Origin of the sequence: Streptomyces sp. NPDC059649, from assembly GCF_042734445.1 — a bacterium.
GTDB lineage: Bacteria > Actinomycetota > Actinomycetes > Streptomycetales > Streptomycetaceae > Streptomyces.
The window spans coordinates 1-16906 of the sequence record NZ_JBHWDV010000072.1 but is presented as its reverse complement, the minus strand read 5'-3'; the positions used below and the strand labels follow the sequence as shown (position 1 = coordinate 16906).

Below are 16906 nucleotides of genomic sequence, written 5' to 3'. Positions count from 1 at the left end.
CGCGCGACAGTAGATCCATGCAGGGGGTGTGGCGCGAACTGGCCGGCCTGGTGTTGCCGGTCGCCTGTGCGGGGTGTGGCCGACCGCGTACGGAGCTGTGCGGGCGGTGCCGTCGGGCGCTGGGACGGGACGGCCGAGGGGCGCGGTATGTGCGGCCGCGGCCGACGCCGCCGGGGCTGCCCGGGGTGTGGGCGGGCGCGCCGTACGCCGACGAGGTGCGGGCGGTGCTCCTCGCGCACAAGGAGCGCGGTGCCCTGCGGCTGGCCGGGCCGCTGGGGTGGGTGCTGGCCGGCGCGGTGCGGGGGCTGTGGCGCGGCGGCGAGCCGCTGCTGCTGGTCCCGGTGCCCTCGGCCCGCAGGTCCGTGGCGGGCCGGGGGCACGATCCGGTGCGCCGGATCGCCCTGGCGGCAGCCCGCGAGCTGCGCCGACCGGGGGCGGCGACGGTGGGGACGGAGGTGGGGGAGGGGGCGGGGGCCCCGCCCAGAGCCCACGGCCCCGCCCATGACCCCGCCCACGGCTTCCCCGCCCACGTCCTCTCCGCCCTCCGTCAGCTGCGCCCCGTGGCCGATCAGGCGGGGCTGAGTGCCCCGGAGCGGCTGGCGAATCTGGCCGGGGCCCTGGGCGTGCGGCAAGGGGCCGAGCGGCTGCTGAACGGGCAGCCAGTGGTGCTGGTGGACGACCTGGTCACCACTGGGGCCACGCTCGCCGAGGCGGCCCGGGCGGTCACGGCGGTGGGTGGTCGGGTGCTCGGCGCGGCCGTGGTCGCGGCGCCGACCAGCAGCTTCGGGGACGTCACCGGCCGCAACGCCGCCACCGCCCGCAGTGCCGGTGCCGGCCCCAGCTTCGTTCCCGGTCGCAGTTCCCGTACCGGCCGCGCACCCCGTACCCACGGCCCCAGTGGAGCCGCCAGCGGCCCAGCCACGTCTACGAGCGGCCCCAGACCAGCCAGCCCGTCCCGGTACGGCCAGCAGCGGCCCAGGTAAGCCGGCCCAGCGGCCCCCGGCCCCCGCACGGTTATCCGGGCCCCAGTACGCCCGTCAGCTGCCCAGGCACCCTCGCCAGCGGCCCCGCCATGCCCGCCCAGGGGCGCCTCCCCACCCCAGCGGCCCAGTACGCCCGCAAGCCGCCTCCCCACCCCGTCAGTGGCCTCCCCACCCCCACCAGCGGCCCCGGGCACCCTGCCCAGCTGCCCCAGTACCCCACTAGCCGCCCCGGCACCGTCTACCGCACGCCCACAGCCGCCCCAGCCCCCGCCCAGCCGCCCCGACACCGGTTACCGCACGCCCGTCAGCCGTTTACCCCACCCCCTCCGTCACATTCCGCCGTCAGCCGTCACACCCCCACCGCCAGTCGTCACCACCCCACCGCCAGCCGTTCCGCCACCCGGCGACATCGGGCCGCGGTGCAGGCGGCCGTCGGCGAATTCAACTGGCGAGTAGGAATTTCAACCGGCAAGTAACTGGCAAGTAGTTGTGGAGGAAAAATCACTCAAACGGAGCCGAGGGCTGCGAGGGGGTGCCGACAACAGCCCAGGAGAGCTATGTTCGGTTGTGAGGACTTGGCGGACGTTTTGCCTCGGATGTCGCGATAAATGCGTTCAGGGGCGCCAGAGGCGACCCTGAAAACGGGGGAGTGGAGATCGTGCCCTGTGGGGAGGAGGAGGTGAAAGTGCCAAGTCCGAGGCTTCGGCACCCACCGGAGCCTGGTGCAAGAAGGAATCGCCCCGCTTGCTGAGCGGTGCGATCCGGGAACGGAGTTCTGCGTGGACATCGTCGTCAAGGGCCGCAAGACCGAGGTGCCCGAGCGGTTCCGTAAGCACGTGGCCGAGAAGCTGAAGCTGGAGAAAGTCCAGAAGCTCGATGCCAAGGTGATCAGCCTGGACGTCGAGGTGTCCAAGGAGCACAACCCGCGGCAGGCCGACCGTTCCGACCGAGTGGAGATCACGCTTCGCTCCCGTGGCCCGGTGGTCCGGGCCGAGGCGGCCGCAGCCGATCCCTACGCCGCGCTGGACCTGGCCACCGCAAAGCTGGAGGCGCGCCTGCGCAAACAGCACGACAAGCGCTTCTCACGCCGCGGCCACGGGCGCATTCCGGCGAGTGAGGTCGCCGTCAGCGTCCCCGGCGTCGCGAGCCTCAACACCAACGGCGAACTCGCCACCGAAGCCGAGAAGTCGGTGCCGACCACGAAGATGGGATCGATCGACGTCCAGGGCGAAGGCCCCCTGATCGTCCGCGAGAAGACCCACTCGGCCGCACCGATGTCGCTCGACCAGGCGCTCAACGAGATGGAATTGGTCGGACACGACTTCTATCTCTTCGTCGACGCCGACACCAAGCTGCCGAGTGTCGTCTACCGGCGGCACGCATACGACTATGGCGTCATCCACTTGAACCCCGATTCGTTCGGGGAGGAGGAGCCCGGCGGCGCAGGCGGCGCGCTGGGCGGCTGAACCCCACCCGCTCGGTGCCCCCGGCGTACGCCGGGGGCACCATCGCGCCCGGAGATAGCAGGAGTTGAAGCCGTATAGTGTTTGTGCCAGCCAGGCAGTATGTGGGCACGAAACGGCGACATGCCGGGGAGACGGTCGTATGGCGTTGATCGGGCTGGCCGTAGGGGGCTGTTGTCAACCAGCCTTATTTCCAAGCTCTGGCCTTCCGGCCGAGTAGTTGACGGGGAGGATCCATGGGGGAAAGTTTCGGGCCCGTGCGCGGTGACGCGGACGACGACAGCGGAGTCGGGGGCGACGACGGCGCAGGCCGGTCCGTGAGCGTGCCGCGCAAGGAGCCAATCAGGGTCCTGGTGGTGGACGATCACGCGCTCTTCCGGCGGGGTCTGGAGATCGTGCTGGCCCAGGAGGAGGACATCCAGGTCATCGGCGAGGCGGGGGACGGCGCCGAGGCGGTCGACAAGGCCGCTGATCTGCTGCCGGACATCGTGCTGATGGACGTACGGATGCCCAAGCGCGGCGGGATCGAGGCGTGTACCTCCATCAAGGAGGTGGCCCCCAGCGCGAAGATCATCATGCTCACGATCAGCGACGAAGAGGCCGATCTCTACGACGCGATCAAGGCGGGCGCCACCGGCTACCTCCTCAAGGAGATCTCCACCGACGAGGTGGCGACCGCGATCCGCGCCGTCGCGGACGGCCAGTCGCAGATCAGCCCGTCGATGGCGTCGAAGCTCCTGACGGAGTTCAAGTCGATGATCCAGCGGACGGACGAGCGCCGGCTGGTGCCCGCGCCCCGGCTCACCGACCGCGAGCTGGAGGTCCTCAAGCTGGTCGCCACGGGCATGAACAACCGCGACATCGCCAAGGAACTCTTCATCTCCGAGAACACCGTGAAGAACCACGTCCGCAACATCCTGGAGAAGCTGCAGCTGCACTCCCGGATGGAGGCGGTGGTCTACGCGATGCGGGAGAAGATCCTCGAAATCCGCTGACCGGCCGGAACTCGCTGACCGGCCGGACCTGTTGATCGGCCGTGCCCCGCTGACCGGCGGGACCCGCTGGTCGGCCGGAACCCGCCGACCTGCCATGCCCGCTGACCAGCCGGACCTGCTGACCAGCCGGACCCGCCGACCGTCCGTGCCCCGCGCCGGCTCACGGACGGTTCCGGCCGGCTTCCGGGGGCGCGCCCGCCCCGGAGGATCTCGGCAAGCGGAGGGAATCGGAGCAAGCCGAGGGAATCGGGGGGCGCCCCCCCAACCAGCTGCGTCCCCAGCCTCTCCGATCAGCGCGCCCGGAGCCTCTCCGATCACCGCACCCGGTCGATCAGACACCTGGTGGCCCGCCCCCCGTGAGCCCGGTCGATCAGGACACCTCGTCGCCCGCCCGCGTGAGTTCCGTGCGCAGGGCGGCGGCCAGTTGGGGGTCGTCGCAGCGGTCGATGCGTACGTCGTCGCAGCCGACCCAGCTCGCGGCTTCCCCGAGGGCCCGGGCCATGGGGGCGACGGCCTTGCGGTCGCGCATCGAGACCTGGCGGGCGACGAGGGTGGTGCCCTCGCGGGCCGGGTCGACGCGGCCGACCAGCTGCCCGCCGGCCAGCAGGGGCATCGCGAAATAGCCGTGTATCCGCCGGGGGCGGGGGACGTACGCCTCCAGGCGGTGGGTGAAGCCGAAGATCCGCTCCGTGCGCGGCCGGTCCCAGATCAGGGAGTCGAACGGGGAGAGCAGGGTCGTGCGGTGCCGGCCGCGCGGTGCGGTGGCCAGGGCGGCGGGGTCGGCCCAGGCCGGCCTGCCCCAGCCCTCGACCTCGACCGGGACCAGTCCGGAGTCGGCGATCACCGCATCGACCTGCTCGGCCTTCAGCCGGTGGTAGTCCGCCAGGTCGGCGCGGGTGGCCACGCCCAGGGCCGTACCGGCCTGGGCGACCAGCCGGCGGAGGCATTCGGCGTCGTCGAGGTCGTCGTGCAGCAGCTCGGTGGGGACGGCGCGCTCGGCGAGGTCGTAGACGCGCTTCCAGGCGCGCCGCTCGGTGCAGACCACGTCGCCGGTGTCCAGCAGCCACTCGACCGCGATCTTGGTCTCGGACCAGTCCCACCACTCCCCGCCGTTGCGACCGCCGCCCAGCTCGGACGTGGTCAGCGGGCCGTCGGCCGCGAGCCGGTCCAGGACGGCGGCGCAGGACCGCTCGGAGTCCTTCATGACGTGCCAGCGGTGGCCCTTGGCGCGCCGGGCGCGGCGGCGGAAGGCGAAGTGCGGCCACTCCTCGATGGGCAGGATGCAGGCGGCGTGCGACCAGTACTCGAAGCTGTGGGGGCGGGCCGCGGCTGTGCCCCCGTCGGCCGGGCTCCAGTAGGCGGCCTCGACGGCGGGGCGGCCGACGGGGCCGAGCCGGGCGTACGGCACGAGCTCGTGCGAGCGGGCCAGTACGGAGATCGTGTCGAGCTGCACCGCGCCCAGGTGGCGCAGCACACCGCGGACTCCCGCCCGGCGGTCCGGGGCGCCGAGGAGCCCTTGCGCCCGCAGCGCCAGGCGCCGGGCGTCGTCGCGGGAGAGGGTGGTCACGGGCTTCGGCCGGTGCGGTGGCTGTGTGGCGGCGGTCATGTTCGCACAGCGTAGGGGCGGGCACTGACAACGCCCGGCCGAACGGCGTGACCTGCGCAGATGCGGCGGAACGCTCAGCGCGGGAAGGGCAGGTACGGCGTCGTGTCCGCCGCGGGGTTGCCCGTCTCGCCCGTGGTCACGTCGTCCCTCCCTGCGGCTGTCTCCGGGTCGCGGGCCAGGTCGTAGGGGAGCAGGGAGCCGATCCATACGTCCCGGCGGGTGCCCTCGTGCACCAGCTTGGCGCGGAGGGTGCCCTCCATCCGGAAGCCCAGCTTCCGGGCGACGGCGCGGGAGCCCTCGTTGCCGGCCTCCGCGAGCCACTCCATGCGCTCCACGCCCAGCTCGCGGAAGGCCCAGCGCAGCACCGCGCGGGCGGCCTCGACGGTGTAGCCGCGGCCGCGGTGTTCCTTGGCGGTCCAGAAGCCCAGTTCGGCCTGGCGCTCGGGGGTGTGCAACTGGGCGAGGCGGACCAGGCCCATGGAGCCGATCAGGGAGCCGTCGGTCCGGGAGACCACGGCGAAGGTGTAGGCGGTGTCGTCCCGCCAGCCCTCGGGGACGGCCGTGCCGACGAACTGCTCCGCGTCCCGGAGACCGTAGGGTGAGGGCACGGCCGTCCAGCGCGGGATGTCGGGGTCCTGGCAGGCGGCGTACACCGCGGGCGCGTCCGACGGCTCGAAGGGGCGCAGCACCAGGCGCTCGGTCCTGAGGGTGACGGGCTTCATGGCCCGAGTCTGCAATTTTGCGCAAGGCGCTGCGAACGGTTTTCGCGTGATTCCCGGCACCTGCCCGGCACCTTCTCGCGGGCTCGTGCGTTCACGGGAGGAGGGGAAGGCGGGGTTCGCTGCGGCGCACCTCCCGGCCCGGCGGCGTCCTCCCTTACGATGGCCGTTGCGGCGGGGCCTGCCCCCTTGGAAAAATGCCGCGCCCGCGCACTCGACCGTGCAGGCCCGACCGGCAAGGAGACCAGCCCAAGTGTCCGTCTTGACGAAGATCATGCGTGCAGGCGAAGGAAAGATCCTGCGCAAGCTGCACCGCATCGCGGGCCAGGTCAACTCCATCGAGGAGGACTTCGCGGCCCTCTCCGACGCCGAGCTGCGGGCGCTCACGGACGAGTACAAGGAGCGGTACGCCGACGGCGAGAGCCTCGACGACCTGCTCCCCGAGGCGTTCGCCACGGTCCGTGAGGCCGCCAAGCGCGTCCTCGGCCAGCGGCACTACGACGTCCAGCTGATGGGTGGCGCGGCCCTGCACCTCGGATACGTCGCCGAGATGAAGACCGGTGAGGGCAAGACCCTGGTCGGTACCCTCCCGGCGTATCTGAACGCGCTGTCCGGCAAGGGCGTCCACCTGATCACGGTCAACGACTATCTGGCCGAGCGTGACTCCGAGATGATGGGCCGGGTCCACAAGTTCCTGGGCCTGTCGGTCGGTTGCATCCTCGCCGACATGACGCCGGCCCAGCGCCGCGAGCAGTACGGCTGCGACATCACCTACGGCACGAACAACGAGTTCGGCTTCGACTACCTCCGCGACAACATGGCATGGTCGCAGGACGAACTCGTCCAGCGCGGCCACAACTTCGCGATCGTCGACGAGGTCGACTCGATCCTCGTCGACGAGGCCCGTACGCCGCTGATCATCTCCGGTCCGGCGGACTCGGCCACCAAGTGGTACGGCGACTTCGCCAAGTTGGTGCAGCGCCTCAAGCGCGGCGAGGCGGCCAACCCGCAGCGCGGCATCGAGGAGACCGGCGACTACGACGTCGACGAGAAGAAGCGGACCGTCGGCATCCATGAGTCCGGTGTCAGCAAGGTCGAGGACTGGCTGGGCATCGACAACCTGTACGAGTCGGTCAACACCCCGCTCGTCGGTTACCTCAACAACGCGATCAAGGCCAAGGAGCTCTTCAAGAACGACAAGGACTACGTCGTCATCGACGGCGAAGTCATGATCGTCGACGAGCACACCGGCCGTATCCTCGCCGGCCGCCGCTACAACGAGGGCATGCACCAGGCCATCGAGGCGAAGGAAGGCGTGGAGATCAAGGACGAGAACCAGACGCTCGCCACGATCACCCTGCAGAACTTCTTCCGTCTCTACGACAAGCTCTCCGGCATGACCGGTACGGCCATGACCGAGGCCGCCGAGTTCCACCAGATCTACAAGCTCGGCGTCGTCCCGATCCCGACGAACCGGCCGATGATCCGCAAGGACCAGGCGGACCTGATCTACCGCACCGAGCCCGCGAAGTTCGACGCGGTCGTCGAGGACATCGTCGAGAAGCACGGCAAGGGCCAGCCGATCCTGGTCGGCACGACGTCCGTGGAGAAGTCCGAGTACCTCTCCCAGCAGCTCAACAAGCGCGGTGTGCCGCACGAGGTCCTCAACGCCAAGCAGCACGACCGGGAGGCGTCGATCGTCGCCCAGGCCGGCCGCAAGGGCGCCGTCACGGTCGCCACGAACATGGCCGGCCGTGGTACGGACATCAAGCTCGGCGGCAACCCCGACACCCTCGCCGAGGCGGAGCTGCGCCAGATGGGGCTCGACCCGGTCGAGCACGTCGAGGAGTGGGCGGCCGCGCTGCCCGCCGCCCTGGAGCGCGCCGAGGCCGCGGTCAAGGCGGAGTTCGAGGAGGTCAAGGAACTCGGCGGGCTGTACGTGCTCGGCACGGAGCGGCACGAGTCGCGCCGGATCGACAACCAGCTGCGCGGCCGCTCCGGCCGTCAGGGCGACCCGGGTGAGTCGCGGTTCTACCTCTCCCTCGGTGACGACCTGATGCGGCTGTTCAAGGCCCAGATGGTCGAGCGGGTCATGGCGATGGCCAACGTCCCCGACGACGTCCCGATCGAGAACAAGATGGTGACCCGGGCGATCGCCTCCGCCCAGTCGCAGGTCGAGCAGCAGAACTTCGAGACCCGCAAGAACGTCCTGAAGTACGACGAGGTGCTCAACCGCCAGCGCGAGGTCATCTACGGCGAGCGGCGCCGCGTCCTGGAGGGCGAGGATCTGCAGGAGCAGATCAAGCACTTCATGGACGACACCATCGACGCCTACATCCAGGCGGAGACCGTCGAGGGCTTCGCGGAGGAGTGGGACCTGGACCGCCTGTGGGGCGCGTTCAAGCAGCTCTACCCGGTGAAGGTGACCGTCGAGGAGCTGGAGGAGGAGGCCGGCGACCGCGCGGGCCTGACCGCCGAGTTCATCGCCGACGCCGTCAAGGACGACATCCACGAGCAGTACGCCGCCCGTGAGGAGCAGCTCGGCTCGGAGATCATGCGCGAGCTGGAGCGCCGCGTCGTGCTGTCCGTCCTGGACCGCAAGTGGCGTGAGCACCTCTACGAGATGGACTACCTCCAGGAGGGCATCGGCCTGCGGGCGATGGCCCAGAAGGACCCGCTGGTCGAGTACCAGCGCGAGGGCTTCGACATGTTCACCGCCATGATGGAGGGCATCAAGGAGGAGTCCGTCGGCTACCTGTTCAACCTGGAGGTCCAGGTGGAGCAGCAGGTCGAGGAGGTCCCGGTGGAGGAGGCCGCGGAGCTGCCCGCACAGGAGGCGGTGCCCGCCGGTGCGGGGCGTCCCGAGATCCACGCCAAGGGGCTGGAGGCGCCGCAGCGTCCGGACCGGCTGCACTTCACCGCGCCCAAGGTCGACGGTGACGGCAGCGTCATCGAGGGCGACTTCATCAGCGACGAGGAGCCGGGCGCGCCGGCCCGGTCCGAGGCGGACGGGCTGACCCGCGCGGAGCGGCGCAAGGCCCAGAAGAGCGGCGGCCGACGCCGCAAGAAGTGAGTACGGAACGGTGACCGGGGCCGGGCGGATCGCGCCCGGCCCGGACCGTGCGGGGCGCCTCGGCCGGAGACCGGCCGGGGCGTTTTCGTGTGCGTACGGCCGGTTCATGACGCCGGACCCGGGAGGGCGGGGGCCGGGCCGATGTCGAGGGCGGCGCAGCGCCAGCGGGCGTCGGCGCCCAGCTCCAGCCGGAAGGCCAGGGCGCGCAGCCGCTCGCCGGTGGTGATCCGGGCGAACGCCTCGATGACCCCGCGCCGCGGCCGGCACAGCCCGCATTCGCGGACCGTCGGCAGGGGCCCGCGCCGTCCCGGCCCCAGGACGGGCCGCAGCGGTGCCTGCGGGGCGAGTTCCGCCAGCCGGTCGTAGGCGGCGGGCAGCGCATGCCCCAGCAGGGCGTGGACGGGCCGCTGCCCGCTGAGGGTGAGCACCAGTTGGTGGGCGAACCAGAGGTGCGGCCGACCCTCGTGTGCCCGGCGCTGGGCCCCGACGGTGGGGAGCGGGGTGGTACGGGCCGGCCCGCGGCCGGCGGGGACGGGCCCGCGCTGCGTCGTGCCGGGGCGGCGTCCGCGCGAGCCGGGGCCGCTGCCGGCCGGGCCGAGGGGGCCGCGGCCGGCGGGGGAGGACCGCCGGGGGCGCGGGACCCTCGGTCCGCTGCCCCGTCCGCCGGCCGGTGCGGCGTCCGGTGCTGGGGGTGCGTCTTCCGGCGTGCCGTGATCCCCGGTCCCGGTGGCGCCCCCGGTGAGCGTGTCGTCCCTGGTCGTCATGTCTTCGCCCTTCGCCCTTCGTTCCCGGCCCGATTACCGGTCGGTAGCTTTTTCGGTGGGGATCTTCGTATCGACGCGGGCGGAGCGGCGGCAAGCCGCGAAGACGGGCCCGGCGCGGGGCCGCGGAGTTCACTCTTCCGTGGCGCGGGCCCGGTACAGAGCCTTCGTACGACCCTGCCGGAGCGTGCCGGTGCGGGCCGGGGACGGGCCGGGCGGGCGGCACGATGGGGGACTCCCGCCCGTATGCTGGCGGGACAGTCCCCCAGACCGAGCGAAACGAGCGGAAGCGGCTGCCATGCGCGTCTACGTCCCCCTGACCCTCTCCGGTCTCGCAGAGGCGCACAAGAACGGTGAGCTGGGCCCCGGCCCGATCGCCGCGTTCGCCGTCACGCCGGCGCTGCGTGAGTGGTACGTCTCGGACGACATCGAGGAGCTGGAGTACGCGGCGCTGAGCCGCGCGGCCCAGGCGTCGCTGCGCCAGCTCGCCGGCACCCCGCAGGCCCCGCGGCGGCGGGTCGTGGTGGCCGTGGACGTGCCGGACGGCGCCGCGGTGCCGGACCCGGACCGCGGGCTCGACCCGTCGGCGCTCGGTGAGGTGCGGGTCCCCGGACCGGTGCCGCTGTCGAAGGCCGCTGCCGTGCACGTCGACGCCACGGACGCGGAGGCGGACGTCGCGGCGGCCGCGGCGGCGCTCGGCGCGGCGGACCAGGGCGACGACGACGCGCAGTTCACGGTGGACGGCGCCGAGGACCACGACCTGATGTGGTTCGGGGTGCAGGAGATCCCCCAGCTCATCGCCTGAAGCGGCTGAGCGAGCGGCTGAGCGCCTGCGGCCGGGACGGGCCGGGCCGCCGGCGGGGGCGGGCGGCGCGTGGCGGCGGGCCCGGCCCGCACGGGCCGTCACCGGCGTCCCGGTCGCGTTGTCAGTGGGGCCGGGTACTTTTTCTTCAGGGGAGGTGCCGGACCGCACGGGAGGTCCCGGCACGGGAAACGACCTGGGGAAAGCATGGGGAAGCACGCGACACACATCGTCTGGGACTGGAACGGCACGCTGTTCCACGACATCGACGCCGTCATCGGGGCGACCAACTCCGCCTTCGCCGAGATCGGCCTGGAGCCGATCACGCTGGAGGTCTACCGCGAGCTGTATTGCGTCCCCGTGCCGCGCTTCTACGAGCGGCTGATGGGGCGGCTGCCGACCGAGGCCGAGTGGCTGGTGATGGACGAGACGTTCCACCGGCACTACTCCGAGCACCGGCTGGCATGCGGGCTCGCCGAAGGCGTGGACCTGCTGCTGGAGGCGTGGCAGACGGCCGGCGGCAGCCAGTCGATCCTCAGCATGTTCGGGCACGACGAGCTGATACCCCTCGTCCGCGGCTTCGGCATCGAGTCGCGGTTCGTGCTGGTCGAGGGCAGGACCGGACCGTCCGGGGGCACCAAGGCGGCGCAGATGGTGCGCCATCTGGCCGCCCTCGCGGAGGTGGACCCGGGGCGTACGGTCGTGATCGGTGACGCGGTGGACGATGCGGTGGCCGCACGGGAGTCGGGCGCCACGGCGGTGCTCTACACGGGCGGCTCGCACAGCCGCGCCAGCCTGGAGGCGGCCGCGGTGCCGGGAGTCCCGGTGGTCGACACGCTCGCCGAGGCCGTGGAGCTGGCCGGCGCCCTGATCGCGTAAGGCAGGGCCTTGGTCCCGTGGCCCCGGAGGAATGACCGCCCGGGCACGGTGACTTTCCGGCAGGCACAATCCACCCCGCAGTACGTTGTCCAGAAGGGCCAAGTTCAGGCGGAGGTTTTGTACTCCCACGGCCCATGACGGCACCCGTACCGGGAGCGATAGCCTTGCACCGTGATCAGCGCGATAACCCGCGGGGGCGCCGAGGCCCCTGCCGTGCGCCCGGGACACTTCCGTGACCGGGCGGTCGCTGGTCGTTGCGGCCGACACTTCCTGCCGACTTCGTCCGAGAATGTCGACAACGGCACGGCCCTTTCTCATCGCGGTACATCGCCGGCAGTGACAGAACATCCCGCGTCACGGCGTTGTGCGGCTTCCACACAGTTCTTCCACGACGTCACGCAACGGCGCGCGACAGGAGCCAGAGGACATGCAGACCAAGCTGGACGAAGCCAAAACCGAGCTGCTCGCCAGGGCCGCCCGGGTCGTTGAGAGCAGCCCGGCCGGGGGCAAGCACCCCGTACGGGGGCTCGACCCGGACACCCTGGTGGGATACCTCCAGCGCTACTACCTGCACACCGCCCCCGAGGACCTGATCGACCGCGACCCGGTCGACGTCTTCGGCGCCGCGCTCTCGCACTACCGCCTCGCGGAGACCCGCCCGCAGGGCACCGCCAACGTCCGGGTGCACACCCCGACCGTCGAGGAGAACGGCTGGACCTGCAGCCACTCCGTCGTCGAGGTCGTCACCGACGACATGCCGTTCCTGGTCGACTCGGTCACCAACGAGCTCTCCCGCCAGGGCCGTGGCATCCACGTGGTCATCCACCCGCAGATCACCGTGCGCCGCGACGTCGCCGGCAAGCTCATCGAGGTCCTCGACACCAACGGCGACGCCCACGGCAACGGCAAGGCCAAGCCCGCCGAGCTGCCGCACGACGCGATGACCGAGTCGTGGATCCACGTCGAGATCGACCGCGAGACCGACCGCGAGGACCTGACGCAGATCACCGCCGATCTGCGCCGGGTGCTCTCCGACGTCCGCGAGGCCGTCGAGGACTGGGAGAAGATGCGCGACGGCGCGCTGCGCCTCGCCGACCAGCTGCCGAAGGAGCCGCTCGCCGAGGACCTGCGCGAGCGGGAGGTGGAGGAGGCCCAGGAGCTGCTGCGGTGGCTCGCCGACGACCACTTCACCTTCCTCGGCTACCGCGAGTACGAGCTGGACTCCGTGCCCGGTGAGAGCGGCACCCAGGAGGACGTGCTGACCGCGGTCCCCGGTACCGGCCTGGGCATACTGCGTGCCGACCCGCCGCACCGCGAGAGCGACGCCGGCCACCCGGTCTCACCGTCCTTCAACCGGCTGCCCGCGGACGCCCGCGCCAAGGCCCGCGAGCACAAGCTGCTGATCCTGACCAAGGCCAACAGCCGCGCCACCGTCCACCGCCCGTCCTACCTCGACTACGTCGGCGTCAAGAAGTTCGACGAGCAGGGCAACGTCATCGGCGAGCGGCGCTTCCTGGGCCTGTTCTCCTCGGCCGCGTACACCGAATCGGTGCGCCGGGTGCCGGTCATCCGCCGCAAGGTCGCCGAGGTCCTGGACGGCGCCGGCTTCAGCCCGGACAGCCACGACGGCCGCGACCTGCTGCAGATCCTGGAGACCTACCCCCGCGACGAGCTGTTCCAGACGCCCGTCGACGAGCTGCGCTCCATCGCCACCAGCGTGCTCTACCTCCAGGAGCGGCGCCGGCTGCGGCTCTTCCTGCGCCAGGACGAATACGGCCGCTACTACTCCGCGCTGGTCTACCTCCCGCGCGACCGCTACACCACCGCCGTCCGGCTGCGCCTGATCGAGATCCTCAAGGAGGAACTGGGCGGCACCAGCGTCGACTTCACGGCCTGGAACACCGAGTCGGTCCTGTCCCGGCTGCACTTCGTCATCCGCGTCCCGGCCGGGTCCACCCTCCCCGACCTCACCGACGCCGACGCCGACCGCATCGAGAACCGCCTGGTGGAGGCCGCCCGCTCGTGGTCCGACGGGTTCGGCGAGGCCCTGATCGCCGAGGTCGGCGAGGAGCGCGCCGCCGAGCTGCAGCGCCGCTACAGCCACGCCTTCCCCGAGGGCTACAAGGCCGACAACAGCCCGCGCAGCGCGGTCGCCGACCTGACGCACCTGGAGAAGCTCACCGAGGAGCCGGGCGGGGACTTCTCCGTCAGCCTCTACGAGCCGGTCGGCGCCGGCCCCGGCGAGCGCCGCTTCAAGATCTACCGCAGGGGCGAGCAGGTCTCGCTGTCCCGGGTGCTGCCGGGCCTGAACCGCCTGGGCGTCGAGGTCGTCGACGAGCGCCCGCACGAGCTGCGGCTGGCCGACGGGAGCCGCGCCTGGATCTACGACTTCGGCCTGCGGATGCCGGAGCACATCAAGGGCGACGACGCCCGCGAGCGCTTCCAGGACGCCTTCACCGCGGTGTGGACCGGCGCCGCCGAGAGCGACAACTTCAACAAGCTGGTGCTGCGGGCCGGCCTCAACTGGCGCCAGGCCATGGTGCTGCGGGCCTACGCCAAGTACCTCCGGCAGGCGGGCTCCACGTTCAGCCAGACGTACATGGAGGACACCCTCGCCAACAACGTCCACACCACCCGGCTGCTGGTCTCGCTGTTCGAGGCGCGGATGTCCCCGGAGCGGCAGAGCGCCGGCCGGGAGCTGACCGACGGGCTGCTGGAGGAGCTGGACGGCGCCCTGGACCAGGTCGCGTCCCTGGACGAGGACCGCATCCTGCGGGCCTTCCTGACCGTCATCAAGGCGACCCTGCGCACCAACCACTACCAGAAGAACCGCCAGGGCGAGCCGCACGCCTACCTGTCGATGAAGCTGGACCCGCAGGCCATCCCCGACCTGCCGGCGCCCCGCCCGGCGTACGAGATCTGGGTGTACTCCCCCCGCGTCGAGGGCGTCCACCTCCGCTTCGGCAAGGTCGCACGCGGCGGTCTGCGCTGGTCGGACCGCCGGGAGGACTTCCGTACGGAGATCCTCGGCCTGGTCAAGGCGCAGATGGTCAAGAACACCGTCATCGTGCCGGTCGGCGCGAAGGGCGGCTTCGTCGGCAAGCAGCTGCCGGACCCGGCACAGGACCGGGACGCCTGGCTGGCCGAGGGCATCGCCTGCTACCGCACCTTCATCTCGGGCCTGCTGGACATCACCGACAACCTGGTCGGCGGCGAGGTCGTCCACCCCAAGGACGTGGTCCGGCACGACGAGGACGACACGTACCTGGTCGTCGCCGCCGACAAGGGCACCGCGACGTTCTCCGACATCGCCAACGAGGTCGCCGAGTCCTACGGCTTCTGGCTCGGGGACGCCTTCGCCTCCGGCGGCAGCGCCGGCTACGACCACAAGGGCATGGGCATCACCGCCCGCGGCGCCTGGGAATCGGTCAAGCGGCACTTCCGGGAGCTGGGCGTGAACACCCAGACCGAGGACTTCACCGTCGTCGGCGTCGGCGACATGTCCGGTGACGTCTTCGGCAACGGCATGCTGCTCAGCGAGCACATCCGGCTGGTCGCCGCCTTCGACCACCGGCACATCTTCCTCGACCCCAACCCGGACGCGGCCACCTCCTACGCCGAGCGCCGCCGGCTCTTCGAGCTGCCCCGCTCGTCCTGGGCGGACTACAACACCGAGCTGCTCTCGCAGGGCGGCGGCATCCACCCGCGCTCGGCCAAGTCCATCCCGATCAACGCTCAGGTCCGGGCCGCCCTCGGCATCGAGGCCGGCGTGAAGAAGATGACCCCGGCCGATCTGATGCGGGCCATCCTCAAGGCACCGGTCGACCTGCTGTGGAACGGCGGCATCGGCACGTACGTGAAGTCCTCGGTGGAGTCGCACGGCGACGTGGGCGACAAGTCCAACGACGCCATCCGCGTCAACGGCGAGGACCTGCGGGTCAAGGTCGTCGGCGAGGGCGGCAACCTGGGCCTGACGCAGCTGGGCCGGATCGAGTTCGCCACCGCCGGCGGGAAGATCAACACCGACGCGATCGACAACAGCGCCGGTGTGGACACCTCCGACCACGAGGTCAACATCAAGATCCTGCTCAACGCCGTGGTGAACGAGGGCGACATGACGGTCAAGCAGCGCAACAAGCTGCTGGCCGAGATGACCGACGAGGTCGGCGCACTGGTGCTGCGCAACAACTACGCGCAGAACACCGCCCTGGCCCTGGCCCTCGCCCAGTCCTCCAGCATGCTCCACGCCCAGCAGCGGTTCATGCGCCGCCTGGTGCGCGACGGCCACCTCGACCGGGCGCTGGAGTTCCTGCCCACCGACCGGCAGATCCGCGAGCGGCTGACCGCCGGCCGCGGCCTGACCCAGCCCGAGACCGCGGTACTGCTGGCCTACACCAAGATCACCGTCGCCGACGCGCTGATCCAGACCGGGCTGCCGGACGACCCGTACCTCCAGCGGCTGCTGCACGCCTACTTCCCCTCGGCGCTCTACGACCGGTTCCCCGAGCAGGTCGACGGGCACGCACTGCGCCGCGAGATCGTCACGACGGTGCTGGTCAACGACACCGTCAACACCGGCGGTACGAGCTTCCTGCACCGGATGCGGGAGGAGACCGGAGCCTCCCTCGACGAGGTCGTCCGGGCCCACACCGCGGCCCGCGCGATCTTCCGGCTCAACCAGGTCTGGGACGACGTCGAGGCGCTCGACAATGTCGTCGCGGCCGACGTCCAGACCCGGATCCGGCTGCACTCCCGCCGGCTCGTCGAGCGCGGCACCCGCTGGCTGCTCAACAACCGCCCGCAGCCGCTGGCGCTGTCGGAGACCATCGACTTCTTCTCCGAGCGGGTCGCGGAGGTCTGGGGCCAGCTGCCGAAGCTTCTCCAGGGCAGCGACCTGGAGTGGTTCGAGACGATCCTGGAGGAGCTGACCGGCGCGGGCGTGCCCGAGCAGCTGGCCGTCCAGGTGTCCGGCTTCTCGTCGGTCTTCCCGGCGCTGGACATCGTCGCGGTCGCCGACCGGATCGGCAAGGAGCCGCTGGCGGTCGCCGAGGTCTACTACGACCTGGGGGACCGGCTGCGGATCAACCAGCTCCTCGACCGCATCCTGGAGCTGCCGCGCAACGACCGCTGGCAGTCGATGGCCCGCGCCTCGATCCGTGAGGACCTCTTCGCGGCGCATGCGGCGCTGACCGCGGACGTGCTGTCGGTGGGCAACGGCTCCTCGACGCCGGAGCAGCGGTTCAAGGCGTGGGAGCAGGCCAACGCGGCGATCCTCACCCGCGCCCGGGCGACGCTGGAGGAGATCCACGGCTCGGAGGGCTTCGACCTGGCGAACCTCTCCGTCGCCATGCGGACCATGCGCACCCTGCTGCGTACGCACAGCTGAGCCGCCGCAGTCACGGCGAGGAGTACGGCAACGGCCCCGGAGCGAAAGGCTCCGGGGCCGTCCCCGTTCGTTCGTGGTGCCGCACGGGCTACGTGCCGGACCTCCGCGACGCCGGACTACGTGCCGAACTCCCGTACCGCCGGGCTACTTGCCGGTCTCCTTCTCGTACGCCTTGATGACCTCGTCGGTGGGGCCGTCCATCAGCAGTTCGCCGCGTTCCAGCCACAGCACGCGGTCGC

The 16906-nt window shown here is 71.4% G+C and carries 10 protein-coding genes and 1 pseudogene; 7 read left to right on the top strand and 4 right to left on the bottom strand.

What is annotated here, in order from left to right; genetic code table 11:
- Nucleotides 1-17 precede the first annotated feature (17 nt).
- From ACFV1J_RS36960 to ACFV1J_RS36950, 3 genes are all read left to right on the top strand, one after another.
- Nucleotides 18-983 (top strand): ComF family protein, encoded by a 966-nt coding sequence (locus tag ACFV1J_RS36960; protein ID WP_385865784.1) that lies wholly within the window; start codon nt 18-20, stop codon nt 981-983.
- A gap of 779 nt (nt 984-1762) precedes the next feature.
- Complete coding sequence (gene hpf, locus ACFV1J_RS36955; RefSeq protein ID WP_385865783.1) at nt 1763-2449, top strand: ribosome hibernation-promoting factor, HPF/YfiA family; 687 nt, start codon at nt 1763-1765, stop codon at nt 2447-2449.
- Nucleotides 2450-2682: 233 nt separating this feature from the next.
- Nucleotides 2683-3441, top strand: a complete 759-nt coding sequence (locus ACFV1J_RS36950) for a response regulator (protein ID WP_385865781.1) — start codon at nt 2683-2685, stop codon at nt 3439-3441.
- Nucleotides 3442-3811: 370 nt separating this feature from the next.
- On the opposite strand, the gene ACFV1J_RS36945 is transcribed toward ACFV1J_RS36950, so the two are convergent.
- Both ACFV1J_RS36945 and ACFV1J_RS36940 read right to left on the bottom strand, forming a co-directional pair.
- Nucleotides 3812-5047, bottom strand: a complete 1236-nt coding sequence (locus ACFV1J_RS36945) for a winged helix-turn-helix domain-containing protein (RefSeq protein WP_385865779.1) — start codon at nt 5045-5047, stop codon at nt 3812-3814.
- A gap of 74 nt (nt 5048-5121) precedes the next feature.
- Nucleotides 5122-5769 carry a GNAT family N-acetyltransferase gene (locus tag ACFV1J_RS36940; RefSeq protein WP_385865777.1) on the bottom strand — a complete coding sequence of 216 codons (648 nt, stop codon included), beginning with the start codon at nt 5767-5769 and terminating at the stop codon, nt 5122-5124.
- 250 nt (nt 5770-6019) lie between these two features.
- Between ACFV1J_RS36940 and secA the strand changes: the two genes are divergently transcribed.
- Nucleotides 6020-8839 carry a preprotein translocase subunit SecA gene (secA, locus tag ACFV1J_RS36935; protein WP_385865774.1) on the top strand — a complete coding sequence of 940 codons (2820 nt, stop codon included), beginning with the start codon at nt 6020-6022 and terminating at the stop codon, nt 8837-8839.
- Between the two features lie 104 nt (nt 8840-8943).
- Here secA and ACFV1J_RS36930 read toward each other — a convergent pair whose 3' ends face one another.
- On the bottom strand, nt 8944-9603 hold the full coding sequence (locus ACFV1J_RS36930) for an Rv3235 family protein (protein ID WP_385865772.1): 660 nt from the start codon (nt 9601-9603) through the stop codon (nt 8944-8946).
- A 295-nt stretch (nt 9604-9898) separates the two neighbouring features.
- Between ACFV1J_RS36930 and ACFV1J_RS36925 the strand changes: the two genes are divergently transcribed.
- From ACFV1J_RS36925 to ACFV1J_RS36915, 3 genes are all read left to right on the top strand, one after another.
- The gene (locus ACFV1J_RS36925) at nt 9899-10405 is read left to right on the top strand and encodes a DUF6912 family protein (RefSeq protein WP_385865770.1); all 507 of its coding nucleotides are present in this window, start codon (nt 9899-9901) and stop codon (nt 10403-10405) included.
- Nucleotides 10406-10609: 204 nt separating this feature from the next.
- The gene (locus tag ACFV1J_RS36920) at nt 10610-11281 is read left to right on the top strand and encodes an HAD family hydrolase (RefSeq protein WP_385865767.1); all 672 of its coding nucleotides are present in this window, start codon (nt 10610-10612) and stop codon (nt 11279-11281) included.
- A gap of 427 nt (nt 11282-11708) precedes the next feature.
- Nucleotides 11709-16667 (top strand): NAD-glutamate dehydrogenase, encoded by a 4959-nt coding sequence (locus ACFV1J_RS36915; protein ID WP_385865765.1) that lies wholly within the window; start codon nt 11709-11711, stop codon nt 16665-16667.
- A gap of 144 nt (nt 16668-16811) precedes the next feature.
- Here the strand turns inward: ACFV1J_RS36915 and ACFV1J_RS36910 are convergent.
- A pseudogene (locus tag ACFV1J_RS36910) lies at nt 16812-16906 on the bottom strand (ABC transporter ATP-binding protein); the annotation flags it as partial.